The organism is Streptomyces sp. NPDC021225 (assembly GCF_044332865.1).
GTDB lineage: Bacteria > Actinomycetota > Actinomycetes > Streptomycetales > Streptomycetaceae > Streptomyces.
This window is the reverse complement of sequence record NZ_JBIRPV010000001.1, coordinates 1,017,782-1,040,239: the sequence shown is the minus strand read 5'-3', so window position 1 is coordinate 1,040,239 and position 22,458 is coordinate 1,017,782. Positions and strand designations below refer to the sequence as shown.

The 22,458-nt window shown below is 70.2% G+C and carries 24 protein-coding genes; 14 read left to right on the top strand and 10 right to left on the bottom strand.

The features are described 5' to 3' along the window. Positions 1 to 107: 107 nt before the first annotated feature. Complete coding sequence (locus ACH4S9_RS04815; RefSeq protein ID WP_385341752.1) at positions 108 to 704, top strand: dihydrofolate reductase family protein; 597 nt, start codon at positions 108 to 110, stop codon at positions 702 to 704. A gap of 311 nt (positions 705 to 1,015) precedes the next feature. Here ACH4S9_RS04815 and ACH4S9_RS04810 read toward each other — a convergent pair whose 3' ends face one another. Then, positions 1,016 to 1,387, bottom strand: a complete 372-nt coding sequence (locus tag ACH4S9_RS04810) for a MerR family transcriptional regulator (RefSeq protein ID WP_398369823.1) — start codon at positions 1,385 to 1,387, stop codon at positions 1,016 to 1,018. 91 nt (positions 1,388 to 1,478) lie between these two features. Between ACH4S9_RS04810 and ACH4S9_RS04805 the strand changes: the two genes are divergently transcribed. Together ACH4S9_RS04805 and ACH4S9_RS04800 are read left to right on the top strand one after the other, a co-directional pair. After that, positions 1,479 to 1,940: a hypothetical protein gene (locus ACH4S9_RS04805; RefSeq protein ID WP_398369821.1), complete on the top strand. Its 462-nt coding sequence runs from the start codon at positions 1,479 to 1,481 to the stop codon at positions 1,938 to 1,940. Continuing rightward, on the top strand, positions 1,937 to 2,350 hold the full coding sequence (locus tag ACH4S9_RS04800; RefSeq protein ID WP_398369819.1) for a cytidine deaminase family protein: 414 nt from the start codon (positions 1,937 to 1,939) through the stop codon (positions 2,348 to 2,350). The genes ACH4S9_RS04805 and ACH4S9_RS04800 overlap by 4 nt, the downstream gene beginning before the upstream one ends. A gap of 23 nt (positions 2,351 to 2,373) precedes the next feature. Here the strand turns inward: ACH4S9_RS04800 and ACH4S9_RS04795 are convergent, their stop codons facing one another. From ACH4S9_RS04795 to ACH4S9_RS04785, 3 genes are all read right to left on the bottom strand, one after another. Then, positions 2,374 to 2,808, bottom strand: coding sequence for a VOC family protein (locus ACH4S9_RS04795; protein ID WP_398369817.1), 435 nt, complete (start codon positions 2,806 to 2,808; stop codon positions 2,374 to 2,376). Positions 2,809 to 2,856: 48 nt separating this feature from the next. Beyond that, a complete protein-coding gene (locus tag ACH4S9_RS04790; protein ID WP_398369815.1) occupies positions 2,857 to 3,504 on the bottom strand; it encodes a class I SAM-dependent methyltransferase in 648 nt (215 codons plus the stop codon). 63 nt (positions 3,505 to 3,567) lie between these two features. Then, a complete protein-coding gene (locus ACH4S9_RS04785) occupies positions 3,568 to 3,939 on the bottom strand; it encodes a winged helix-turn-helix transcriptional regulator (RefSeq protein WP_385341765.1) in 372 nt (123 codons plus the stop codon). A 109-nt stretch (positions 3,940 to 4,048) separates the two neighbouring features. On the opposite strand from ACH4S9_RS04785, the gene ACH4S9_RS04780 reads away from it, so the two are divergent. After that, positions 4,049 to 4,675 (top strand): NAD(P)-dependent oxidoreductase, encoded by a 627-nt coding sequence (locus ACH4S9_RS04780; RefSeq protein ID WP_398369812.1) that lies wholly within the window; start codon positions 4,049 to 4,051, stop codon positions 4,673 to 4,675. Between the two features lie 16 nt (positions 4,676 to 4,691). Here the strand turns inward: ACH4S9_RS04780 and ACH4S9_RS04775 are convergent, their stop codons facing one another. Then, a complete protein-coding gene (locus ACH4S9_RS04775; RefSeq protein ID WP_311722808.1) occupies positions 4,692 to 5,141 on the bottom strand; it encodes a carboxymuconolactone decarboxylase family protein in 450 nt (149 codons plus the stop codon). Between the two features lie 82 nt (positions 5,142 to 5,223). Between ACH4S9_RS04775 and ACH4S9_RS04770 the strand changes: the two genes are divergently transcribed. The 4 genes from ACH4S9_RS04770 to ACH4S9_RS04755 all read left to right on the top strand — a co-directional run bounded on the left by ACH4S9_RS04770 (position 5,224) and on the right by ACH4S9_RS04755 (position 10,673). Continuing rightward, complete coding sequence (locus ACH4S9_RS04770; RefSeq protein WP_398369810.1) at positions 5,224 to 6,150, top strand: sigma-70 family RNA polymerase sigma factor; 927 nt, start codon at positions 5,224 to 5,226, stop codon at positions 6,148 to 6,150. 14 nt (positions 6,151 to 6,164) lie between these two features. Beyond that, a complete protein-coding gene (locus ACH4S9_RS04765) occupies positions 6,165 to 6,491 on the top strand; it encodes an antibiotic biosynthesis monooxygenase (protein WP_352131289.1) in 327 nt (108 codons plus the stop codon). Positions 6,492 to 7,178: 687 nt separating this feature from the next. Then, on the top strand, positions 7,179 to 10,154 hold the full coding sequence (locus ACH4S9_RS04760; RefSeq protein WP_398369807.1) for a GH59 galactosidase: 2,976 nt from the start codon (positions 7,179 to 7,181) through the stop codon (positions 10,152 to 10,154). A gap of 87 nt (positions 10,155 to 10,241) precedes the next feature. Beyond that, complete coding sequence (locus ACH4S9_RS04755; RefSeq protein ID WP_311722803.1) at positions 10,242 to 10,673, top strand: protein-tyrosine phosphatase family protein; 432 nt, start codon at positions 10,242 to 10,244, stop codon at positions 10,671 to 10,673. A gap of 56 nt (positions 10,674 to 10,729) precedes the next feature. Here the strand turns inward: ACH4S9_RS04755 and ACH4S9_RS04750 are convergent, their stop codons facing one another. Together ACH4S9_RS04750 and ACH4S9_RS04745 are read right to left on the bottom strand one after the other, a co-directional pair. Continuing rightward, positions 10,730 to 11,170 carry a YybH family protein gene (locus ACH4S9_RS04750; RefSeq protein ID WP_385341790.1) on the bottom strand — a complete coding sequence of 147 codons (441 nt, stop codon included), beginning with the start codon at positions 11,168 to 11,170 and terminating at the stop codon, positions 10,730 to 10,732. A 22-nt stretch (positions 11,171 to 11,192) separates the two neighbouring features. After that, positions 11,193 to 11,777: an NADPH-dependent FMN reductase gene (locus tag ACH4S9_RS04745; RefSeq protein ID WP_385341792.1), complete on the bottom strand. Its 585-nt coding sequence runs from the start codon at positions 11,775 to 11,777 to the stop codon at positions 11,193 to 11,195. 172 nt (positions 11,778 to 11,949) lie between these two features. On the opposite strand from ACH4S9_RS04745, the gene sigJ reads away from it, so the two are divergent. Together sigJ and ACH4S9_RS04735 are read left to right on the top strand one after the other, a co-directional pair. Further along, on the top strand, positions 11,950 to 12,927 hold the full coding sequence (gene sigJ, locus ACH4S9_RS04740) for an RNA polymerase sigma factor SigJ (protein ID WP_311722800.1): 978 nt from the start codon (positions 11,950 to 11,952) through the stop codon (positions 12,925 to 12,927). 80 nt (positions 12,928 to 13,007) lie between these two features. After that, positions 13,008 to 13,553, top strand: a complete 546-nt coding sequence (locus ACH4S9_RS04735) for a GNAT family N-acetyltransferase (protein WP_311722799.1) — start codon at positions 13,008 to 13,010, stop codon at positions 13,551 to 13,553. A 112-nt stretch (positions 13,554 to 13,665) separates the two neighbouring features. Here ACH4S9_RS04735 and ACH4S9_RS04730 read toward each other — a convergent pair whose 3' ends face one another. Beyond that, positions 13,666 to 15,738 (bottom strand): DHA2 family efflux MFS transporter permease subunit, encoded by a 2,073-nt coding sequence (locus ACH4S9_RS04730; protein WP_398369803.1) that lies wholly within the window; start codon positions 15,736 to 15,738, stop codon positions 13,666 to 13,668. Between the two features lie 139 nt (positions 15,739 to 15,877). On the opposite strand from ACH4S9_RS04730, the gene ACH4S9_RS04725 reads away from it, so the two are divergent. Further along, on the top strand, positions 15,878 to 17,059 hold the full coding sequence (locus ACH4S9_RS04725; protein WP_398369801.1) for a peptidoglycan-binding protein: 1,182 nt from the start codon (positions 15,878 to 15,880) through the stop codon (positions 17,057 to 17,059). A gap of 193 nt (positions 17,060 to 17,252) precedes the next feature. Then, complete coding sequence (locus ACH4S9_RS04720) at positions 17,253 to 17,915, top strand: HAD-IA family hydrolase (protein WP_398369799.1); 663 nt, start codon at positions 17,253 to 17,255, stop codon at positions 17,913 to 17,915. 80 nt (positions 17,916 to 17,995) lie between these two features. Here the strand turns inward: ACH4S9_RS04720 and ACH4S9_RS04715 are convergent, their stop codons facing one another. Both ACH4S9_RS04715 and ACH4S9_RS04710 read right to left on the bottom strand, forming a co-directional pair. After that, positions 17,996 to 18,577 (bottom strand): TMEM165/GDT1 family protein, encoded by a 582-nt coding sequence (locus ACH4S9_RS04715; protein WP_311722795.1) that lies wholly within the window; start codon positions 18,575 to 18,577, stop codon positions 17,996 to 17,998. A 197-nt stretch (positions 18,578 to 18,774) separates the two neighbouring features. After that, on the bottom strand, positions 18,775 to 19,617 hold the full coding sequence (locus tag ACH4S9_RS04710; protein WP_311722794.1) for an ABC transporter permease: 843 nt from the start codon (positions 19,615 to 19,617) through the stop codon (positions 18,775 to 18,777). Between the two features lie 211 nt (positions 19,618 to 19,828). Here ACH4S9_RS04710 and ACH4S9_RS04705 point away from each other — a divergent pair, with 211 nt between their 5' ends. Beyond that, positions 19,829 to 20,500, top strand: coding sequence for an HNH endonuclease family protein (locus tag ACH4S9_RS04705; RefSeq protein WP_358844031.1), 672 nt, complete (start codon positions 19,829 to 19,831; stop codon positions 20,498 to 20,500). A 147-nt stretch (positions 20,501 to 20,647) separates the two neighbouring features. Next, on the top strand, positions 20,648 to 22,381 hold the full coding sequence (locus ACH4S9_RS04700) for an alkaline phosphatase D family protein (protein WP_398369796.1): 1,734 nt from the start codon (positions 20,648 to 20,650) through the stop codon (positions 22,379 to 22,381). Positions 22,382 to 22,458 lie beyond the last annotated feature (77 nt).

The following is a 22,458-nucleotide window of genomic DNA, read 5'->3' as shown; positions in this document are numbered from 1 at the left end:
GGTGTGGCCCGCCTCACATCACCCGATCGCATGGGCGCGATGACTTCGGACCGGCTCAGCGGTCTTCATGGCGTAAACCCCGAAACCCGAAAGAGGGAGCGAGTCCCATGCGCATCGTGATCAGTGAGTTCATCAGCCTGGACGGCGTCGTGCAGGCGCCGGGCGGCGCCGAGGAGGACACCGACGGCGGCTTCGCGCACGGGGGCTGGAGCCATCCGTTCTTCGATCCGGAGGTGGTGGGCGGCGCCTTCGCGGACACCCTGTCCAAGGCCGACGCCCTGCTGTTCGGGCGCCGCACCTGGCAGACGATGGCCGCGGCGTGGCCCGAGCGTGCCGGCGACCCGTTCGCCGACCAGATGAACAGCATGCGCAAGTACGTGGTGTCCCAGACCCTGGGCGAGGCCGAACTGACCTGGCAGAACACCACGCTCATCCCCGGCGGCCAGGCCCTCCCCCGCCTCCGCGAGCTGCACAGGGCCGAGGGCGGCGACCTGTCGGTCATGGGCAGCCCCACGCTCGTACGCACCCTGCTGCGGGAGGGCCTGGTCGACGAGCTCCGGCTGATGCGCATGCCGGTGATCCTCGGCGGCGGAAAGACGATCTTCCCGGACGACGGGGTGCTGCGCCCGCTGGAGCTGGTCTCCACGGTCACCGGCAACACGGGCGTGCAGGTGTGCACCTACCGCCCGGCCGCCGGCGCCTAGCCGGGGCGTCGGATCCTGACCCCTGCGGCGGGCCCTCCGGAGACCGGGGCTCCGCCCCGCCCCTTCCCGGCCCCTGCCGATATGCGGCTCCGCCGCGTGGGGGCTCCGCCCCAGCCCCCGGGGGTCCAGGGGCGAAGCCCATGGTTACGGGAAGGGGCGGGGTGGGGAACAGCATCGATGTGCGGCTCCGCCGCGTGGCCGCCGGACACCCCCAGTCGGGGCGGCGGAACGCGGAAGGTGACCGGCCGTCAATTCGCCGTGATCGAGGTTCACCCGGGCGTGGCCGACGTGAGCGTGACAGGCCCGGGTACTCAGCCCGCCGTCACCTGCCCGGCCACCCGCAGCGGACATCCGGTGCCGACGCGCGCGTCGAGGTCGGCCCGCAGCTCGGCGAGTTCCGCCATCCGCGCGTCGATGACCCGGATCTTCTCCTCGAACAGCGCGGACAGCGCCTCGGCCGAGTCCGGCGCGTCGCGCAGTTCCTCGCCGTGCCGGGCGATCTCGGCCAGCGAGAAGCCGAGCGTCTGCGCGGTGCGGACGTAATGCAGCCAGGTCAACGTCTCCGGCGGGAAGTCGCGGTAGCCGTTGGCCAGCCGTCGACCCGTGACGAGGCCGATCTTCTCGTAGAAGCGAATGGTGTCCTTGGAAATCCCCGCTCGCGCGGCCAGCTCCCCGATACGCATGGCCCTCCGCCGCTCCGTGGACTTGACCTTGGAGAGTACTCCACCGTTTAGCGTCAGGCGTCGCTGCCGTGATCCCGACAGGAGCCTCGTCATGATCCGTCTCTTCGCCCCCTCCCACCACGCCTACCTCCGCGTCGTACGCGCGAGCGCCTGGTACGACCTCGTCATCACAGCGGGTTTCGCGACCCCGTGGACCTATGCGCTGGTGCACGACGCGCTGTCGTCGCTGGGCGAGGCACTCGGGCTCGGCGTCCTGCCCGCCCTCGACCCGATGCAGACCCTGTACGCGAACCTGATGGGCTCGGTCGTGGTGGTCTGGGCACTCCTGCGGATCCTCAAGCCGCTGCCGGTCCACGGGCTCTACGACGGCGCCGCGCGCACGCTGTTCAGCATGTGGCTGGCGTACGCCCCGGACCACGGTGCCCCGCGGCTGCTGTGGCTCTTCCTCGTCGTGGAGGTGGCGTTCGGCGTCGTCCAGCTCGTGCCGTGGTGGCGAGCCCGGCGGAGCAGCCTCATGGACCCGGCCCACTTCTCGCTACCCTCCACGAAATGAGTACTACTACGTCGAACGACGAACTGATCGCTGCCGCCGAGGCCGTGCTGAATCCGCACCGGGTGGGTGAGCGGCTGTTCGGCAACGTGGGGGCCACGCTGATCACCGAAGCCGGCAACACCTACTCGGGCGTGTGCATCGACACCGGATCGGGCACCGGATTCTGCGCCGAGCACGCGGCCATCGCCGCCATGGTCACCGCCCGCGAGTACCGGATCGCGAAGGTGGTCGCGGTATGGCGCGACGATGAGGGCGTCCTGTACGTCCTCCCCCCGTGCGGCCGGTGCCGGGAGTTCATACGCCAGATCGACTGGGCGAACATCGACACCGAAGTGGTCCTGGGCCGCGACAGAACGGCACGGCTCCGCGATCTGCTGCCCGCGCACGAGTGGCCCGACCCGCTGGACTGACCACTCCGCCCTCCCCGCGGGCCTCATGCAGAAGCGGCGCCGACGCAGAACTCGTTGCCCTCGGGGTCGGCCATCAGGATGTGGTGCCCGTCAACCTCCTGCACCACGCTCCCGCCCGCCCTCACCAGCCGCTCCGACTCCGCCCTCATCCGCGCCCACCGCTCCTCCGGGCCGCCGTGGCCCGGCACGCGGACGTCGATATGAAGCCGGTTCTTCGCCGTCTTGGGCTCGGGAACCTTGAGGATCGAGAGCCGCGGCCCAACCCCCTCCGGATCGCAGAGCCACGCCCCGTCGTCCGCCGAATCGTCCTCCGGCAGGTCGAACTGCGCCAGCCACTCCTCACGGGTCCTGAAGGGAGGAGGCGGTGGCTCGTCGACATAGCCCAGCGCCGTCTTCCAGAACTCGGCGAGGCGCTGGGCGTCCGTACAGTCGAAGGTCAGATCGAATCTGGCTGCCATGCCCCGGACCGTACCGCGCACCTCTGACAACGGGCTTCCAGCCCCTGCTCAGGCTTTGCGGGCGAGCAGGTAAACCTCCTCGAACTGCCGTCGGTCGGTCGGCTGAGGCTGGCGCACCATCCGGGCCACCTCGGCGAGCCCGGCCTCGCGCAGCAGCGCGGCGAGGTGATCCGGCCACCACCGATAGGCCGGCACGACCGCGTGATCGAAGACCTGCGTCGGGTGGGACGGATCATCGGTGGCCGAAAAGCCGATCAGAAGATGGCCGCCAGGAGCCAGCACGCGGTGGAACTCCGCCAAGATGGCGGGAATTTCCTGCGGCGGAGTATGGATGATGGACCAGCGTGACAGTACGCCGCCCAGCACCCCGTCAGCGATGTTCACCTCGGCCATCGAGCCCACGTCGAACCGCAGACCCGGATAGGCATCCCGAGCCAACTTGATCATCCCGGGAGAGGCATCAACGCCATACACCGCCAGCCCCAACTCATCGAGATGAGCGGTGATATGGCCGGTTCCGCACCCCAGGTCCACGACCTGACCGTCGCCACCCGCGCTGACAACCTCGGCGAAGACACTCAAGATCGCGCGGTCCAGGGGCCTGTCACTCAGCTCGCCGCTGAACAGCTGCGCATACACGGGGGCAGCAGCGTCGTAGCCCTCGCGGGTGGCACTGAGGGCATCGTGTTCGACCATGCTCGCCACAGTAGTTCCTGGCACTGACACGAGCCGAGAGAGTCGCGATCTCCGCTCCCGCCGTTACGGAGTCGTGTGCTGCTCCCGCGCGTCAAGCAGCTCGTCCCAGTGCTCCGCTGCCCACGCGCATGCGGAATACAGGGGCTCCAACATGCTGCGCCCCAGTGGCGTCAGCGCGTACTCGACCCCCAGTTTCCGGTCGGCGTGCACGGTGCGGGAGACGAGCCCGCCTCGCTCCAGGCCACGCAGTGACTGTGTGAGCACCTTCGGGGTGACGCGGTGCAGTGGCACACGCAGCTCGGAGAACCGGCGGGGGCCGTCTTCCAGGCAGCGAATGATCAGAGCCGCCCACTTGTCGCCGAAGCGGAAGGGCAACAGCGAGGACGGACACAGTTCGTCGAACATGTCCGCAGGCAGCGGCTGGCGGTGCGTCATGATCTCTCCTGCCTGTCGGCTGGGGCCGGTAGCCGGCCACGGTATCCAGGAGGTAACCGCCCGTGCGGATACCTTCCGGAGCATCGAGTCAACGGGAGGTATTCCGACGATGGGCAGGTTCGTGATTTTCGGGGCCGGTGGCCGGGCCGGCCGGCAGGCTGTCGCCGAAGCGCGTCGGCGTGGACACCAGGTCACCGCGGTGGTCCGCGACCCGTCCCGCTACAGCAGTTTGGCGGACGACGGCGTACGGATCGCCGCCGGGGATGTCACCGACGCGGCGGACGTCGCCGCCCTCGCGGCCGGGCATGACGCCGCGATCAATACGGCGGCGGTGATCGACCCGAAGGCATTCTTCACCAGCGCCGCACATGCCCTCATCAAGGGCCTGCGGCAGGCCGGGGTGGACCGGCTCGTCACGGTTGGGCTCGCATCGCTACTGCCCGGCCCCGACGGCACCCGCCTGCTGGACATGCCCGGTTTCCCCGCCGAGTTCCGGCCCTTCTGCCTGGCCCACGCCGACGGTCTCGAGGTGCTTCGCGCCGAAGGCGCCACGCTGGACTGGGTGTACGTCAGCCCAGTCGGCGACTTCGACCACGAGGGGGAGCGCACCGGCCATTACGAGATCCGCGAACACGGTGACACCGCGGCGCGCATCTCCTACGCGGACTTCGCCCTCGTCCTGCTCGACGAGGCCGAGACCCCACGGCACCACCGCAGCCACCTGGCCGCGACATGAAGACACCCCGCCCGGCTCACCAGGTCTTGCCGGCCTGCTCCCGGATCGTGCGGTTGATCCGGTTGAAGAAGTTGGTCATCGCGATCTCCAGGATGATCGCGCTCAGTTGCTCCTCGCTGAAGTGGTCGGCGGCGGCGTCCCAGATCTCGTCCGTCACGCCCGGTGCCCCGTCCTGGAGCCGGGTGGCGGCCTCGGTCAGGGCGAGGGCCGCCCGCTCCTCCTCGGTGTAGAAGGGCGTCTCGCGCCACGCGACCACGTGGTGCAGCCGCTCGTCTGTCTCACCGGCCTTCTTCGCCGACTCGATCGACGCGAAGACGCACGGGCTACAGCCGTTGATCTGGCTGGTGCGCAGATGGACCAGCGACAGCAGGTGCTTGTCGACGCCCCCGGCGTGAATCGCCTTGTAGAGATGCTGGATCGCTGTGATCACGTCGGGGTTCGCCGAGCCGTTCATGCGTGCTTCCATCGGTGCTGCTCCTTCATCGGTTACCTGAGCCCCTGCGGGCCCGTCATCCCCGTGACGGAGCAGAGCCGAGGAAGGTAACAACATGTCCGACACCAGCCCGGCGGACCCGATGGCCGAGGCGTTCGAGACCCAGCGTGACCGGCTGCGCTCGGTCGCCTACCGCATGCTCGGATCGCACGCCGACGCCGAGGACGTGGTCCAGGAGGCCTGGCTGCGCCTCTCCCGCCAGGACGCGGCGACCATCCACAACCTCGCCGGCTGGCTGACCACGGTGGTCGGCCGGATCAGCCTCGATGTCCTGCGATCGCGCCAGGCCCGCCCGGAGGCGTTCTACGACGACCGCCTGTCCGAGGTCATGGTGACGCTCGACGACAGTCCTGTTCCCGAGGACGACGCGGTGCTCGCCGACTCGGTCGGGCTCGCGCTGCTCGTCGTCCTGGAGACGCTCGGGCCGAGCGAGCGGCTGGCGTTCGTGCTGCACGACCTGTTCGCGGTGCCGTTCGACGAGATCGGCCAGATCCTCGGCAAGTCCACCGCCGCCACCAAGATGCTCGCCAGCCGCGCCCGCAGGAAGGTGCGGGCGATGGAGCGGCCGACGGGCGTCGGACGGGAGGAGCGAGAGGTGGTCCAGGCCTTCCTGGCGGCGGCTCGCGGCGGCGACTTCGAGGGGTTGCTGCGAGTACTCGACCCCGGGGTGAAACTGACCGTCGACACCCCGTCCGGCGCGGTCGTCACTCTCGGCGCCACCAAGGTCGCAGCCGGCGCGCAACTGTCCGCCGGCGCGGCCGCACAGGGGCGTACGGTGCTCGTCAACGGCCTCCCGGGGATCATTTCCTGGCGCGAGGACGGCACCCCGCTCTCGGTCGTCGCGTTCACCGTCGTCGACGGCCGCATCACCGACATCAGGATCGTGATCGACCCGGCCAGGCTCGCGCTGATGGACCTGCCGGATCATCGCCAAGCGCCAAAGTCTGTGGCGGCCCGGTCCCGCCCGGGATCAGCGCTCTGAGGCAGGATGGGGACATGAGCATCGTGAAGATCAATGTGCTGACGGTCCCCGAGGAGCAGCGCGAGGTGCTGGAGAAGCGCTTCGCGTCGCGGGCCGGGACGGTCGAGAACTCAGACGGGTTCGAGTGGTTCGAACTATTGCGGCCCGTCGAAGGGACCGACACGTACCTCGTCTACACGAGGTGGCGCAGCGAAGAGGACTTCCAAGCCTGGATGGAAGGTCCCATGAAGGCAGCCCACCAGCGCGGCGGGGAGGGCGCACCCCAGCAGAAGCCCGCCGCGTCAGGCTCCACGCTGTGGTCGTTCGAGGTCGTACAGCAGACCGGGCCCAAGCAACACTGACATGCGCCCCGTGCGAACATCGCTAGCCCTCTGACCTCGACCAGAGGGCTAGCGGCTTTGGTGTCTCACCTGTCAGGCGGCCATGAACTCGTGCACGCTCGGCGAGGCCGACGGGCCGTCAGGTGAGAGGGGCCTTGACGAGGATCCCTTCACCCTCTGATGAGGCGCCGTTGCGTTTTTGCGCATGACACAGTGCGCCATAAGCGACAGGCTCAGATTCCTGAGTGGTGAGCCGTGGGCGCGCAGCGGTCCGTCCGGTGCCCGCTCGGCCGCCGCGCGGGCCTCGTCGGGGTACAACCAGTCGCGCGAATTACCTGGCCGGCACCGGGGAGACCACCCCCCATATCGAATCCGATCGGTTCTGTTCGAATCCGATCGATTCTGTTCACAGTTATTGACTTCAGACTACGGCAGAGACTGAACTGTGCCGGCACACGCCCGGTACAGGAGGAAGTCATGGCGCTTCACACGACAGTTGCCGCCGCAGCAACGCCGACACGGCGCCGAACCTGCGCATCTGATGGAGTGTAAGGCGAGCGGCCGCGCCGCCTGTACCGACCACCACCACCCGGAGGCACGGCCGCGCGGGGCCCGCTGATACAGGGCCGCAGCCTGATCTACCGGTTCACAGCCGAGCCCTTCCAGGGGGCGCGACCGCTTCCAACAAGAAGAAGGAGCCGAAGCCGGATGTGCGCACAGAGAAGACTCCGGTGGATCTCGCTTGCCGCGGCGTCCGCAATGGCGCTGACGGCAGGGGTGATCGCCGCCCCTGCCGCCTACACCGCGGATGATTCCGTGGAGGTCATAGTCAACGGAGACAACGTTCGCAGCGACAACAAAAACGGCTTGACCTACAAGGGCCTCGGCGTGCTCAGCTGCAACAGCACGAGCAACCTGCTGATGGACTACAAGGCGGAACACCCCGAACGGTACTGGCAGCTCATCAGGGTTCTGTTCGGCGGCAAGAGCCCACTGATCAACCATGTCAAGATCGAGATGGGAACGGACACGAACACGTCGACCGGTTCCGATCCGGCGACCATGCGCACACCGGACGAACTCGCTGACTCGTCCCGTTCCCCGGGCTTCCAGCTGGCCGCCGACGCCAAGACGGTCAATCCGAACCTCAAGGTCTCGATTCTCCGCTGGGAAATGCCCGAATGGGTCCAGAAGGAATGGGACAAGGGGACGGGCTCCGATGAAATGTACAAGTGGTACAAGGAGACGATCCTCGACGCCTACGAGAAGTACGGGTACATGGTCGACTACGTCGACCCGGACAAGAACGAGACGCGGGATCCGGACGAGTCCTTCATCAAGTGGTACAAGAACGCGATTCTCACCGACACCGACTTCGCGAACCCGCGCTACAACATCCCCGCAGGCAAACAGGACAAGGTCAGGAAGGCCTACCAGAAAATCAAGATCATCGCCTCCGATGAGAACAACACACACAACATCGGGCCTGCACTGCTGAGCGACAAGCAACTCTTCGACATGGTCGATGCGGTGGGCTACCACTACAACACCGATGACCGACGCGAAGGGGATCCCGGCAGCGACACGTACCTCCCGTACACCAAGCTGGCGACCGGCGAGAACAAGTACGACGAGGACAAGGAAGTCTGGTACAGCGAGGGCACGGCCTCGTTCGGCTACACCGAGTACCGCGTCAACAACACCGAAGGGCCGAACGGAACGAGCACCGGCATCGGTGGCGTCCAAAGCGCTCTCGACCTTGCGAACCGCCTTGTCAAGAGCTACGCGAACTCGAAGAGGACGCACTACATCTTCCAACCGGCGATCGGGTCCTTCTACGAAGGCGCGCAGTACAGCCACAAGGAACTCGTCAGCGCGCGCGACCCGTGGTCGGGCTACTTCCACTACGACGCGGCCGTCTATGTGATGCAGCACTTCACCCAGTTCGCGAAGACCGGCTGGGAAAACGACACGAACACCGCGGGCATCTGGCGCACCGTGCCGGAAGCCAGTTACAGCGGGGTCAGCGGCACCGAGAACGTCGACGGCTCCAACGGGGCTCCGAGTTACATGACGCTCGCAGATCCCCGCAAGAAGGACTTCTCCACGGTCGTCGTCAACGACAGCGACCGGTCCAAGACCTACCGGATCAAAGCCGAGAACATGCGACTCGGCGATCCGACGATGGAGATCTGGGAGACGCGCGGAGCGGACGCGGGGCAGGCGTACGGCACGAACCTCAAGCACCTCGTCGACGAGATCCAACCCGACAGCAACGGGTACTACACCTACACGGTCAAGCCCAGGTCGATCGTCACCTTGACAACGCTCGACAAGAGCCACGACATGGCCGTGAAGCAACGTCTGCCCGAGTCCGGGAACCGCACGGTGCTCGACACGGACGCGACCGGCAAGAAACGCGACACGAGCGACAACGTTCTGTACGCCGACGACTTCGGGTACGAAGAGGAAGGCGATGTCCAGGTCGGGACGGGCAATGGCACGAGAAAGGTGTCCCAGCCCTACCTGAAGTCGCGTGGCAATCAGCCTCGCTACATGGTCGACCAGACCGGCGCCTGGGAAGTCGGGAAGGACGCGCGCGGCAACAACGTGCTCTACCAGTACATGGACCAGTCCATGAAGGACACCCACGCCTGGAACCGGAACACGCCGAACACGACGGTCGGCGACTTCCGCTGGGAGAACTACAAGGCCACGGTCGACGTCTCGTTCCCGGACCAGGACGGCGGACTCGCCACCTTGGGCGTCCGCCAGCAGAAGGGCATGGCGGCCGGCGACGCCGCGTACAACGTCCGCATCGCTGCGAACGGCACCTGGACGTTTTACGAGTACGGCACGGAGGTCAAGAAGGGGAACGTCGCGCCCGCTGACTCCTACCGTCTCGCCATCGAGGCGAAGGGGGCGAGGATCACCACCTTCATCGACGGAAAAGCCGTCTCCACGTACGAGGACCCCACTCCTCAGATGGAAGGCCGCGTCAAGCTCGGCACCGACTTCTACAAGACGGCGTTCGACAATCTGAAGGTCGAGACAGTCGACGGATACACGCCCTACGCCAGCGCGCAGCTCGACAACATGGACAGCTCGGTCGGGTACGAGGGCACGTGGAACAGGAAGAGCTCGTTCGGCGACGCGATGGACTGGTACAGGTCGACGTCGACGAGCACGGAGGCCGGCGCGTCGTTCGCCGTTCCGTTCACCGGCACGGGCATCGACGTCATCGGTGGCAATGACGGTAGCGCCGTGCTCGATGTCTACGTCGACGGCAAGCTGGTCGCAAAGAACGCGAAGACGTCCAGCACGGACAAGCGCCTCGCGACGTACATGCTCCGCGGACTGCCTGACGGCCGGCACACGGCGAAGTTCGTCCTCACCTCCGGAAAGATCGTCCTCGACGCTTTCAACACCTTCTCCGGGCACGTGGAGGGCGCTGTGGACACGACACCGATCCGGACCAGCCTGGACAAGGTCGGAGCTCCGTCGCAGGCCGACTACACGGCTGACTCGTGGGCTCTGTTCGACTCCGCGTTCTCGGCCGCGACGGCTGCGAGCGCGAGGCAGAAGGGCCTTGACACCATAGGCGTCGACCAGATCGCGAACAGGCTCGATGTGGCTTACGACCGGCTGGTTCGCGCCGATGTCACGGCGGCTGACGCCCCATAGGTCCGCTGGGCGGTGCACACCGTCAGCGCTCTTAGCGCTGAGCTGAATCCCGGGGGCGGGCTGGGCGCGAGGGCTACGCTCGCTCGGATGACCACCACTTGGGAACCCACGGCGGCGGGCGTGCTGCGGCTGCCCTCAGGACGACTCGTACGGGGCAGAGGGCTGCGCCACCCCCTGCCGGACGGGCCGGAGCCCGATTTCGCGCTGTATCTGCTGGGCAAGGAGCCGCCCGCCGTGTCCTGGGAGACCCGCTGGGTCCGCTGGCCGGACTTCCGGCTGCCGGCGGACCGTGCGGCGGCCGGGGAGGCGCTGCGTGAGGCGTGGGAGCGCGCCGGGGGCGAGCGGGTCGAGGTCGCCTGCGGCGGCGGGGTCGGGCGCACCGGCACGGCGCTGGCGTGCCTCGCCGTGCTGGACGGGGTGCCGAACGGCGAGGCGGTGGCGTACGTCAGGGAGCACTACAAGTCGCGCGCGGTGGAGACCCCCTGGCAGCGCCGCTTCGTCGCCCGCTTCGAGGGGTGAACCCCGGCCGGTGAGGCCCCGGCCAGTACGGACCGGGGCGTCACCGCCGCGAGTCGTCAGGGTTCGAGGTCGGTCACTCCCTTGCCGCTCGCTATATCGAGCGGCACGGAAACCTGGTCGTGCGCGATCAGCCAATTGCCGTCGGTCTTCCGGAAGCAGAGAGTGGCCCGGACCCACATACCGCTGGTCGCCGTCCCGTTCCTCAGCGTGCCGCTGAGCCGGCCGAAGAAGTGCCCGAACGCCACATCATCGCCCGCGGTGAGCGTCAGGTCGCGAACTTCGTAATTCACATCCTGGAAGAACGTGAACGCGTTCGTCCAGTTCTTCAGTTTCGCCTCTATCCCTACGTGCTGGAGCGGCGGCTCCACGTCGAAGGACACGACGTCCGTCGCGTAGAGCTGCTTCAGGCCGTCGAGATCCTTGGCCCGGATTCCTTCGACTATCTTCTCGACCTGCTGCCGGATCTTGACTTCTTCGATCTCGCGTTGCGTGGGCATTTCTACCCATCCTTTCAAGACGTCAGGCGACGGTGACGGGGGAAGCGGTGCGCAGCGGGGCGAGGGCGGTGCTCCAGGCGATGACCTGGTCCAGCAGCGCGTCCAGGGCGGTGGCGTTGTGGTCGCCCGGCTTGAGAGTGGTGTAGTTCTCGAATTCGGTCAGCAGCGACAGAGCGACCTGCGGGGTCACGTCGGCCATCTGAAGTGCCCCGCAGATCAGCCGCAGCTGTTCGACCGCGCGGGCGCCGCCCGCGGCGCCGTAGGAGACGAACCCGACCGCCTTGTTGTTCCACTCCGCGCACAGGTAGTCGATGGCGTTCTTGAGCGCTCCGGGGATGGAGTGGTTGTACTCGGGGGTGACCATCACGAACCCGTCGAACGAGGCGATGGCATCCGCCCAGGCCCTGGTGTGCCCGTGTTGATACCGGCCCGCTGACATCGCCGCCGGCGTCGGCTCGTCCAGGTGCGGCAGCGGGTGGTCGAGCAGGTCGATCACCTCGAACTCCGCGTCCGTGCGGCGCGCTGCCGCGCCGTGGACCCACTGGGCGACCTGTTCGCCCCTGCGGCCGGGGCGGGTGCTGCCGAGGATGATCCCGATCTTGATCATCGTGTCTCCTTCATGTCTCGCACGAGCTCGTGAGCTTCCTGGCCGGTGAGCTCCTTCGAGCAGTACGACGACGCGGCCCGCCGGAATGTCAGGGGCGCGGCGGCCTGACAATTGCGTGCGCCGTCTCGTCGGACTGATGAGGGCAGATCCGACGCAGGGAGCATCCGGAACCATGACCAACCACTCGGTGCCAGGACACGACCGGTCCGGCCACAACCGGTCCGACCGCGACCGCTCCGACGCGGGCCTGAGCGCGATCATCAGCGAGCGCAGTCAGCTGATCAATCTCGCCTACCGGCTCCTCGGCTCCCTGGCCGAGGCCGAGGACGCCGTCCAGGAGACGTACGCCCGCTGGTACGCCATGTCCCGGCAGCAGCAGGACGCCATCGAGTCGCCGGGCGCCTGGCTGACCACGGTCGCCAGCCGCATCTGCCTGGACCTGCTCGGTTCGGCGCGGGCCCGGCGCGAGCGCTACGTGGGTGAGTGGATTCCCGAGCCGCTGCCCGACCGTACCGAGTGGATCAGCGGACGGCCGGGCCACACCACCGCCGACCCGGCCGACCCGGCCGACCGGGTCACGCTGGACGAATCGGTCAGCATGGCCTTCCTCGTCGTGCTCGAATCGATGACCCCGGCCCAGCGCGTCGCGCTCATCCTGCACGACGTCTTCCGCTACTCCTTCGCCGAAATCGCCGAGATCACCGGCCGCACCCCGGCGGCATGCCGCGAGCTGGCCTCCGCGGCCCGCCGCCGCATCCGCGCCTCCGGACCGCCCGAGGCCCCGGCGGCCCAGCAGGCCGGCCTGGTCAGGAACTTCAAACAGGCGTGGGAAGCAAGGGACATCGACTCCCTCATCGGCATCCTCGACCCCGGCGCCACCCTCACCGCGGACGGCGGCGGCCTGGTCAGCGCCGCGCTCCGGCCGGTCGAAGGCGGCGAGCGGATCGCGCGGTACATCGTCGAGCTCGCCGGCCGGGCACCCGGCGACCTGACGGTCCTGGAGCGCACGGTCAACGGCCGGCCCGGCCTGATGGCCCAGCACGGGGGCGTCATCCTGGCGGTGTACGCGTTCGACGTCACAGACGGCCGGATCACGCACATCTGGGTCGTCCGCAACCCCGACAAGCTCCGCCCGTGGACGGCAGGCTGACCCGCAGGGCCTGGGCGGGCCGCGCGGCCCGCCCGGTAACTCGGGTGCGCGGTCCGGCGGCGGGTGTCAGGATGCCCGCCATGACCAGCACGTCTCTCCCCCGCCCCAGCGCGCCCTGGACGGTCGCCGCGCGCCCGGTCGACGACCCCGTCTCGGCCGGGCTGCTGCGCGAGTACCTCGTCGATGTCGCCGACCGCTGGTACGAGCTGTACGAGGGGCGTTCCACGACCCCCGAGGAGATCGAGAAGCACCTCGCCGAGATGCCGAGCGACGACCTCGCCGCGCCGCACGGCGCGTTCCTGGTGGCCCATCGCGGCGGCGAGCCCGCCGGCTGCGCGGGCGTGCGGCTGCTGGACGGCGACGGCGGCCGTACGGCGGAGCTCAAGCGGATGTTCGTACGGCCGACTATGCGCGGCCTCGGCGCGGCCGCCGTGCTCCTCGCGGCGGCCGAGGCGGCCGCGCGCGGGCTGGGCGCCGGGCGGATCGTGCTGGAGACGCGGCTGGACCTGACCGAGGCGCGGGCCCTGTACGCGCGCCATGGGTACGCGGACGTGCCGCCGTTCTGCGAGGGGCCGTACTCGGAGGTCTGGCTGGGCAAGGAACTCGACGGCGGCCGCCTCGGCTGACCGCCGGGGCACGCGGCCGAGGCATGGACTTGTGGTGAGTTAGAGACACCGACACGCCGAAGCGACGGCGTGTCGCCGTCTCAAACTCACCACAAAGTCACTGGCATTGCGCCTAAGCCGCCCGCCGTGGCCCCGGCGGCCGCGTGTCCCCGTCGTCGTCCGGCCGCTCCCCGTCCGAGCCGCACAGCTCCCGGTTCAGCTCCCGCACCAGCTCGACCAGGTCGGTCGGGCGGTCCGGGGACCACCAGTCGCCCAGCAGCTCCGTCAGCGACTCCTCGCGGGCCCGGTAGAGCCGCTCAGCCACCTCCTTCCCCGCCCTGGTGGGCACCAGCGCCACCCCGTCCCGTGCGCCAAGACCCCGCTCCTCGATCTGCCGGGCCGCCTCGGTGATGACCCGCAGCGGCACGGTCGCCCGCTCGATCAGCTGGAACGGCTCGACCCCGCCGCGGTGGCTCATGCGCAGCAGCATCCAGCTCGCGGCCGGTTTGAGGTCGAGCCCGGCGCGCTGGGTGATGTCCTCGTAGACCTGCTTGCGGCCCTCGCGGCTGCCGAGCACCGAGAGGGCGCGCGCGACCTCGTCGCGCGAGGAGCGCTGGACGGGGTTGCTGGCGACCACCTCGCTGGCCTCGGGCGCGGTGACGCTGGCCCGCAGCGGCTCCTCCCGCAGGAACCAGGCCAGGACGAAGGCGATGACCACGACCGGCGCCGCGTACAGGAACACATTGGTGATGGAGACGGAGTACGCGTCCAGCACGCTCGCCCGCAGCGCCGGGGGCAGCAGCCTCGCCGCCCGCGGGTCGGCGCCCAGCGCGCCGGGGTTGGTGCCGGGGGGCAGCCGCTGCCCGGCCAGTACGCGGGTGAGGTGCGGGGCGAGGGAGTTGGCGAAGATCGTGCCGAAGACGGAGACGCCGAAGGAGCCGCCGATGGAGCGGAAGAAGGTGGCGCCGGAGGTGGCCACGCCCAGGTCCTGGTAGCGGACGGAGTTCTGCACGATGATCACCAGGACCTGCATGACCAGGCCGAGCCCGAAGCCGAAGACGAAGAAGTACGCGCTGGTCGCGGCCACGCTGCTGGAGGGCTTCAGCTGGTGCAGGAGCAGCAGGCCGACGACGGCGACGCCGGTGCCGAGGATCGGGAAGACCTTGTAGTGGCCGGTGCGGCTGACGATCTGGCCGGAGCCGGTGGAGGCGAGCAGCATGCCGAAGACCATCGGCAGCATGTGGACGCCGGACAGGGTCGGCGAGACGCCCTGGACGACCTGGAGGAAGGTCGGCAGGTAGGTCAGGGTGCCGAACATCGCGAAGCCGACCACGAAGCTGATGACCGAGCAGAGCGCGAAGGTGCGGCTGCGGAACAGATACAGCGGCAGCACGGGCTCCACGGCCCGCCCCTCCACCCGGACGAAGGCCGCCAGCAGCACCAGCCCCGCCACCCCGAGCCCGACGATCTGCCAGGAGCTCCACGCGTAGGTGACGCCGCCGAGGGAGGTCATCAGCACCAGCGCGGCGGCGACGCAGGCGATGAGGAAGGTGCCGAGGTAGTCGATGGTGTGGCGGGCGCCGCGGGCTGGGATGTGCAGGACGGTGGCGATGACGGCGAGCGCGACGATGCCGAGGGGGAGGTTGATGTAGAAGACCCAGCGCCAGCTGAGGTGGTCGACGAAGAGCCCGCCGAGCAGGGGGCCGAGCACGCTGGTGGCGCCGAAGACCGCGCCGAAGAGGCCCTGGTAGCGGCCGCGTTCGCGGGGCGGGACGATATCGCCGACGATCGCCATGGACAGCGAGATCAGCCCGCCGCCGCCCAGCCCCTGGAGCGCGCGGAAGGCGATCAGCTCCGGCATGTTCCGGGCCAGCCCGCACAGCGCCGAGCCGACGAGGAAGATGACGATGGCGGCCTGGAAGAGCTTCTTGCGCCCGTACTGGTCGCCGAGCTTGCCCCACAGCGGGGTGGCGGCGGTCGCGGCGAGCAGATACGCGGTGACGACCCAGGACAGATGCTCCAGTCCGCCGAGGTCGCTGACGATCGTGGGCAGGGCGGTGGCGACGATCGTCTGGTCGAGGGCGGCGAGCATCAGGCCGAGCAGCAGGGCGCCGATCGCCACGAGGACCGTCCGCCTCGTACGGCCCTCTCCCGGGCCGACCGCCACCGGGCCCGGAGCAGGGGCCGGGCTCGCGTCCTGCGCCATGATGGCTCTCCTTCCTGCCCCCATCCTCGCCTTTATGCCCCGTTACGGCCTGCCGAGGAGCACTGGACTCCGGGGGAAGCGCTGCGCGGAACATGACAGGCTCTGCATAATCGCTGCGACTCCAGGGAGGGAAAGACTTGTGACGGCAGACCTCTGCCCGCACTGCTTCGCGCCGGCGCGCGACAACGGCCGCCCCGGTTGCGCGTGTGCAGCGCGCGCCGCCGCGGCCGCCGCGGCGGCGGGCGACAGCGAGGACCGCATACGCGACGACCGCGACGGCCTGCGCGACGGCAGACGCAACGGCCCCGACGACGAGATACAGGACGACCCCATGGGCCCGCGCCCATACGTCACGTTCTCCGGCGAAGGCCGCCGCAACGGCCCCGAGCTCCGCGACGTACGGCTGTTCGAGCGCATGACGACCCGCAGATCCGTCCGCGACGGCCAGGATGCCGACCACCATGCGGACGCGGATCCCGAGCAGTCGGAGAACGCGGAGAACGCGGAGAGCGCAGCGAGAGCGGAGAGAGCCGGCGCGGGGGCCGCCGCGGCGACCCGGAGCTTCGAGCCCGTCACTCAGCCCATCGCCACGGTCGGGGCCGCACGGCTCGGAGCCGACGCCCCCGGCTCCCCCGCCTCCCCCGGCTCTCCCGACGTCGTGGCCGCGCCCGGCCCCGGTGGGCGCCACCGCAAGAGCCGGCGGGGCCCGGTGGTGGCGGTGCTCTCGGGGGCCGCCGCGGTGGCGGTGGCCGGCACGCTGGCCATCGGCACCGGTTTACTCGGCGGCGACAAGAAGAACGACCAGGAGGCGGACCGGGCGCTGTCGGACAAGAGCTCCAGCGCACCCGCCGACGACCCGCCCACCGAGGACGACGAGACATCCGACGCCCCCTCGCCCTCGGCGTCGTCGTCCGCCGGCCCCACCTCGACGCCCTCCGCCTCCAGGGAAACGAGTCCGAGCGCCCGGCCCAGCCGGGCACCGACGACCCTGAAGTCGAATGAGGCCTCCAGAACGGCCGCCCCGCCCACGCCCTCGGCGACCGACGCCACCGGCAGCGTCTCCCCCGGCCCGACCGAGACGCCGACCCCCACCGGCCCACCGGTGCTCGAGGAGGGCGACAGCGGCTCCGAGGTGGTCGAGCTCCAGAAGCGGCTCGGCCAGCTGCTGATCTACCTCGGGCCGTCGGACGGCGAGTACGACGACGGCGTACGGAACGCGGTCTCCAGCTTCCAGACCACCTACGGCGTGGAGGGCGACCCGAAGGGGGTGTACGGACCCAATACGCGCCGTGCTCTGGAGTCGCGGACCGACGACCCGTAAGACGACCCGTAAAGAACGACACCAGAACGCCGACGGCAGAACAGAGACGCCCGCGGATCCACCAGGGATTCGCGGGCGCACTGGCGTATGGGCGGCGCTTTTTGTATCGTGAAGGAACAAAGTGGCTCCGCCCGCACCCCCTGACCGGCGGGCGGGGCCACTTGTCTCTTTTCACGCGCCCTGGAGTACGCCGATGCCGGCCCACGCCCCGCTCACCGCCCGCGCCCTCCTCCTCGACATGGACGGCACCCTCGTCAACTCCGACGCCGTCGTAGAGCGCTGCTGGCGCCACTGGGCCGCCGAGCAGGGGCTCGACGGGGACAGCGTCATCAAGGTCGTACACGGGCGGCAGGGGTACGCCACCATGGCGGTGCTGCTCCCCGAGCGGCCCATGGAGGAGAACCTGGCGGACAACCGGCGGATGCTGGAGTGGGAGACCTCGGACCTCGACGGCGTCGTGCCCATCCCCGGCGCCCCCGCCTTCCTGGCCTCGCTCGTGGGTCTTCCATACGCCCTGGTCACCTCCGCCGACGAGGGGCTGGCCCGCGCCCGGATGGGCGCGGCGGGGCTGCCGATGCCGAGCGTGCGGGTCACGGCGGAGTGCGTGGGGGCGAGCAAGCCGGACCCGGAGGGCTTCCTCAAGGGCGCGGCCGAGCTGGGCATCGAGCCCGCGGACTGCGTCGTCTTCGAGGACTCCGAGGCGGGCATCGCGGCGGGCCGGGCGGCCGGTATGCGGGTCGTCGGGGTCGGCCCCCGGGCCGCGGCCCACGCCCCGGACGCGCATGTACGGGACCTGGAGCAGGTCCGCGTCGAGGCGCTGCCGGACGGCGCCCTGCGCCTGCGCTTCACGGACTGACCCACTTCACCGGCCACCGGCCGGCTCACGCGCGACGACGCCTCCGGCCCGGGCCGACGCCCGGGCCGGAGGCGTCCGCGTCAGCTCGCGACCGCCTCGTACAGGCTGAACCCCGCGAGCGCCAGCATCACCAGCGCCGCCACCTTCGTGATCAGTCGCAGCGGCACATACCGCATCAGCGTGCGGCCGCCCACGATGCCCAGGCCCGCGACCGCCCACAGGGCGAGCACGGCGCCGACGCCGACCGACAGCGGGTCGTCGTAGCGGGCGGCCAGGTTGGCGGTCATGATCTGGGTCAGGTCGCCGAACTCCGCGACCAGGATGAGCATGAAGCCCGCGCCGGAGACCTTCCAGAAGCTCTGGTCGGCAGGCTTGCGGACCTCTTCCTCGCCGTCGTCCTTCTTCAGGAGCAGCACCGCCGCACCCGCGAGGAAGAGCACTCCGACGATCGCCTGGACGAGTCGGTGCGGGAGCAGCCCGAGCACGCTGCCCGCGGCGATCGCGAGGGTGACGTGGACGGCGAAGGCGGCGGCGACGCCCACGAAGACGTACGAGGCGCGATAGCGGGTACCGAGCATCAGCCCGGCAAGGGCGGTCTTGTCGGGAAGCTCGGCCAGGAAGACGACGCCAAAGACGATGGCGGCGACGGTGAAGCTGAACACGGGCTGACTACCTCAAGGGGGTCGGGCCGCACCGAGAGGGGCCCTTGGGGAGGGGTCGCTTCGGCACGGCAGCGTCGAACACTGCGGCCGAAGGTCTCGCTGGCGTACGCACCGCCCCACCGGGACGGGTGCCCTACGCTCCGGGCGCCGGCCCGCACCACGAGGGGCGGGCAGTATGTCGACGGTCCGGCGAAGAGCTACTCCCCTTCTGCTGACGGCAAGGATACGCGACGCGCCCGGTGCAGCCGCCCCCGCGCGACCAGCTCCAGGACCACCGAGACCGCCACCGCCTGCACCGCCATCAGCGCGACCAGCACGAACAGCTGTACCGCGCCCGCCATCACGGGCGAGGCGCCGCCCAGCAGCATGCCGACGAACGCGCCGGGGAGTGTGACAAGTCCCACAGTCCGGGTCTGGTCGAGCCCCGGCAGCAGCGCGTCCGAGGCCGCGGGGCGGGCGATCTCCAGCCGCGCGTCCCGGTCCGGCAGGCCGAGCGCCATGCCCGCCTCCACCTCGCCGTGGCGGGAGGTCAGCTCGTCCAGCGCGCGCCGGCCGCCGAGCACGGTCGCGGTGAGGGCGCCGCCGATGAGGATGCCGGTGATCGGGATCAGGGCGACGCCCTTGAGCGGGACCAGACCGGTCAGCAGCAGGACGGCGATCACGGGCACCACCCCGACGCCGATCGGGACCGCGGCCCACCACCAGGTGTGGTTGTCGGTGATGCGGCGGCCCGCGGTGCGTACGGCGACGGCGAACATCACCGCGACGAAGGCCAGCAGCGTCGGCAGGGCGCGCACCACCCAGCCGATCAGATACGAGACGGCGGCCAGCTGGACCGCGGCGCGCAGCCCCGCGACGGCGATGGCGCGGGCGTAGAGGTGGTCGCGGCGGTCGGCGAGGTGGGCCCGGGCGGCGACGGCCACGGCGGTCAGGAGCAGCACCCCCAGCACGATCCCGAGGACCGGGTTGACCGGGAGCAGGGTGGCGGAGCCGGCAGAGGCCGTGGCGGCGGTGACGGGGGCGGCTGCGAGGGCGGACACGCTTCACAGTAGGCCGCCGACCACGCGGGGCATACACCCAAAACCGCGCGCCCGCCGGGAATTGCCTGGCCCGGCCCTCTCGACATGACGTGTCCATGTCGCCAATCTGTTACCTGTCGCACCCCGGAGAGAAACGTTCCGGCGACAGCATTACCCCCGCGTTACCCGGCTCCGGCCGGGCCGAATCGTCCCCCACTCCAAGGGAGTTCGCATGTCCCGAATACGCAATGCCTTCACCCGGCGCGGGCTCTACGCGCGTCGACGGCTGAGCGTACTGGCTGCGGCCACCGGTCTGCTCGCGCTGACCGGCCTGTTCAACGGCCCGGCCGCCCAGGCGGCGCTGCCCACCCCCGTGAGTGCCGCCACCGCCCGCACCTACCTCGCCTCGCTGACCGTGGCGACCGAGGACCGTACGGGCTACAACCGCGATCTCTTCCCCCACTGGATCACCCAGAGCGGCGCCTGCAACACCCGCGAGGTCGTCCTCAAGCGCGACGGCACCAACGTCCAGCAGGACTCCAGCTGCGCCGCGGTCAGCGGCACCTGGCGCTCCGTCTACGACGGCGCCACCTGGACCGCCGCCTCCGACCTCGACATCGACCACCTCGTCCCGCTCGCCGAGGCCTGGGACTCCGGCGCGAGCCGCTGGACCACCGCCCAGCGCCAGGCGTTCGCCAACGACCTGACCCGCCCGCAGCTGATCGCCGTCACGGACAACGTGAACCAGTCGAAGGGCGACAAGGACCCGGCCGAGTGGCTGCCGCCGCTCACCTCGTACCGCTGCACCTACGTCCGCGCCTGGGTGCAGGTGAAGTACTACTACAACCTGTCGGTCGACTCCGCCGAGAAGAGCACCCTCAGCTCCATCCTGAACGGCTGCTGAGCGCCGAACGGCCGCTGAGCCCCGACAACAGCCACCGGTCCGGAACGTCGGCGAACCGCCGAGCCGGAACCGCCGCGCCCTCCCCCGTCGTTCCGTACCGTGACGGCTTGACCGCTTGCACGCCACGAAGCGACGGAGGAGGGCCGGATGGCCGTGTTGCGCCTGGGACCGCTGCTGCGCCATGTCGACTGGGAGACCGGCACCAGCGCGACGGTCTGGATCGAGGCCGACCGGCCCTGCGAGGCCGAGGTGCGCTGCGCCGACGGCGCCGGGGGCGCGGCCCGCACCTGGTCGATCGCCGGGCACCACTACGCCCTGATCCCGGTCACCGGGCTGCGGCCGGGCGGCGAGACGGCCTACCGCGTGCTGCTGGACGGCGAGCAGGTGTGGCCGCTGCCCGACACGGCCTTCCCCGACTCCACGATCCGCACCCCCGCCGCCCCTGACGCCGACTCCGGCGCCCCCGAGACCGCCCGCGACACCGCCCCCGCCGCCGTACGCGTCGCCTTCGGCTCCTGCCGCTGGGCCGCGCCGCCCGGCGACGCCTCGCCCGACCCGGTCGGCCCCGACGCCCTGGACGCCCTGGCGCACACCCTCGCCCACACCCCCGGGGCCGAGCGCCCGGACGTGCTGATCCTGCTGGGCGACCAGGTGTACGCGGACGAGACCTCCGAGGAGACCCGCCGCTGGCTCGCCGAGCGGCGCGATGTGTCCCAGCCCCCGTGGCAGCAGGTCGCGGACTACGAGGAATACACCCGGCTGTACTACGAGTCCTGGCTGGACCCCGAGGTGCGCTGGCTGCTCTCCACCGTCCCCAGCTGCATGATCTTCGACGACCACGACGTCATCGACGACTGGAACACCAGCGAGGCGTGGCAGCGGCGGATGCGCGCCACCCCGTGGTGGCAGGAGCGGATCCTCAGCGGTCTGATGTCGTACTGGGTGTATCAGCACCTGGGCAACCTCGCCCCCGCCGAGCTGGCCGCCGATCCGCTGTACGCGGCGGTGCGGGCCGCGCCCGACGGCACCGAGCAGCTGCGGGAGTTCGCCGCCCGCGCCGACGCCGACCCCACGTACACCCGCTGGAGCTACCGCCGCGACTTCGGGCGGGTGCGGCTGCTGATGGTCGACACCCGCGCGGCGCGGGTGCTGGCGGAGGGCGCGCGGGCGATGGTCGCCGAGCCCGAGCTGGCGTGGCTGCGCGAGCAGGCGCTGGACGGCACGGACAGCTACGCCACGAGCGGCCGCGCCGGGCCTTACGACCACCTGCTGATCGGCACCTCGCTGCCCTGGCTGCTGCCGCACTTCGTCCATGACGTGGAGGCCTGGAACGCGTCGGTGTGCGGCGGCAGGCGCGGCCCGCGCTGGGCGCGCCTCGCGGAAGACCTGCGCCAGCGCGGCGACTTGGAGCACTGGGCCGCCTTCCCCGCGTCCTTCGACGCGCTGACCGAGCTGATCGCGAAGGTCGGCGGCGGGCCCGCGGCGCCGGCGACGATCAGCGTGCTGTCCGGCGATGTGCATCACGCGTATGTCGCCGAGCCCGACTGGTCGCGGTGGCCGCAGCCGCCGGACAGCCAGGTGCGCCAGCTGACCTGTTCGCCGGTGCACAACCGCACCTACGCCTCGATCCGGCTCGGTTTCCGCTTCGGCTGGAGCCGGGCGGGCAGGCGGCTCGGCCGCGCCTTCGCCCGGCACGGACGGGTCACCCCGAGCCGGCTCGACTGGCGCAAGACGGGCGGCCCGTGGTTCGGCAATCAGCTGATGACGCTGACGCTGCGCGGGCGCGCCGCGCGGCTGCGGCTCGACCAGGCCCTGCCCGAACCGTCGGGCGAGCGGGCCCGGCTGGTCACGGCCCTGGAGACGGACTGGCCCGAAGGCTGAGCCGAGCACCGGCCCGCGCGCCGACCGGTCAACCGACCCCGCCGTGGCGAACCCACGCCCCAGCGGGGTGCGTCCGG

Bases quoted from the DNA above. Each gene is read 5' to 3' on its own strand.
- ACH4S9_RS04760 (WP_398369807.1), top strand. From the start codon at position 7,179: ATGTGCGCACAGAGAAGACTCCGGTGGATCTCGCTTGCCGCGGCGTCC.
- sigJ (WP_311722800.1), top strand. From the start codon at position 11,950: ATGACCAACCACTCGGTGCCAGGACACGACCGGTCCGGCCACAACCGG.
- ACH4S9_RS04805 (WP_398369821.1), top strand. From the start codon at position 1,479: ATGATCCGTCTCTTCGCCCCCTCCCACCACGCCTACCTCCGCGTCGTA.
- ACH4S9_RS04780 (WP_398369812.1), top strand. From the start codon at position 4,049: ATGGGCAGGTTCGTGATTTTCGGGGCCGGTGGCCGGGCCGGCCGGCAG.
- ACH4S9_RS04720 (WP_398369799.1), top strand. From the start codon at position 17,253: ATGCCGGCCCACGCCCCGCTCACCGCCCGCGCCCTCCTCCTCGACATG.
- ACH4S9_RS04745 (WP_385341792.1), bottom strand. From the start codon at position 11,777: ATGATCAAGATCGGGATCATCCTCGGCAGCACCCGCCCCGGCCGCAGG.
- ACH4S9_RS04810 (WP_398369823.1), bottom strand. From the start codon at position 1,387: ATGCGTATCGGGGAGCTGGCCGCGCGAGCGGGGATTTCCAAGGACACC.
- ACH4S9_RS04755 (WP_311722803.1), top strand. From the start codon at position 10,242: ATGACCACCACTTGGGAACCCACGGCGGCGGGCGTGCTGCGGCTGCCC.
- ACH4S9_RS04775 (WP_311722808.1), bottom strand. From the start codon at position 5,141: ATGGAAGCACGCATGAACGGCTCGGCGAACCCCGACGTGATCACAGCG.
- ACH4S9_RS04800 (WP_398369819.1), top strand. From the start codon at position 1,937: ATGAGTACTACTACGTCGAACGACGAACTGATCGCTGCCGCCGAGGCC.
- ACH4S9_RS04735 (WP_311722799.1), top strand. From the start codon at position 13,008: ATGACCAGCACGTCTCTCCCCCGCCCCAGCGCGCCCTGGACGGTCGCC.
- ACH4S9_RS04700 (WP_398369796.1), top strand. From the start codon at position 20,648: ATGGCCGTGTTGCGCCTGGGACCGCTGCTGCGCCATGTCGACTGGGAG.
- ACH4S9_RS04750 (WP_385341790.1), bottom strand. From the start codon at position 11,170: ATGCCCACGCAACGCGAGATCGAAGAAGTCAAGATCCGGCAGCAGGTC.
- ACH4S9_RS04795 (WP_398369817.1), bottom strand. From the start codon at position 2,808: ATGGCAGCCAGATTCGATCTGACCTTCGACTGTACGGACGCCCAGCGC.
- ACH4S9_RS04730 (WP_398369803.1), bottom strand. From the start codon at position 15,738: ATGGCGCAGGACGCGAGCCCGGCCCCTGCTCCGGGCCCGGTGGCGGTC.
- ACH4S9_RS04765 (WP_352131289.1), top strand. From the start codon at position 6,165: ATGAGCATCGTGAAGATCAATGTGCTGACGGTCCCCGAGGAGCAGCGC.
- ACH4S9_RS04770 (WP_398369810.1), top strand. From the start codon at position 5,224: ATGTCCGACACCAGCCCGGCGGACCCGATGGCCGAGGCGTTCGAGACC.
- ACH4S9_RS04705 (WP_358844031.1), top strand. From the start codon at position 19,829: ATGTCCCGAATACGCAATGCCTTCACCCGGCGCGGGCTCTACGCGCGT.
- ACH4S9_RS04785 (WP_385341765.1), bottom strand. From the start codon at position 3,939: ATGACGCACCGCCAGCCGCTGCCTGCGGACATGTTCGACGAACTGTGT.
- ACH4S9_RS04815 (WP_385341752.1), top strand. From the start codon at position 108: ATGCGCATCGTGATCAGTGAGTTCATCAGCCTGGACGGCGTCGTGCAG.
- ACH4S9_RS04790 (WP_398369815.1), bottom strand. From the start codon at position 3,504: ATGGTCGAACACGATGCCCTCAGTGCCACCCGCGAGGGCTACGACGCT.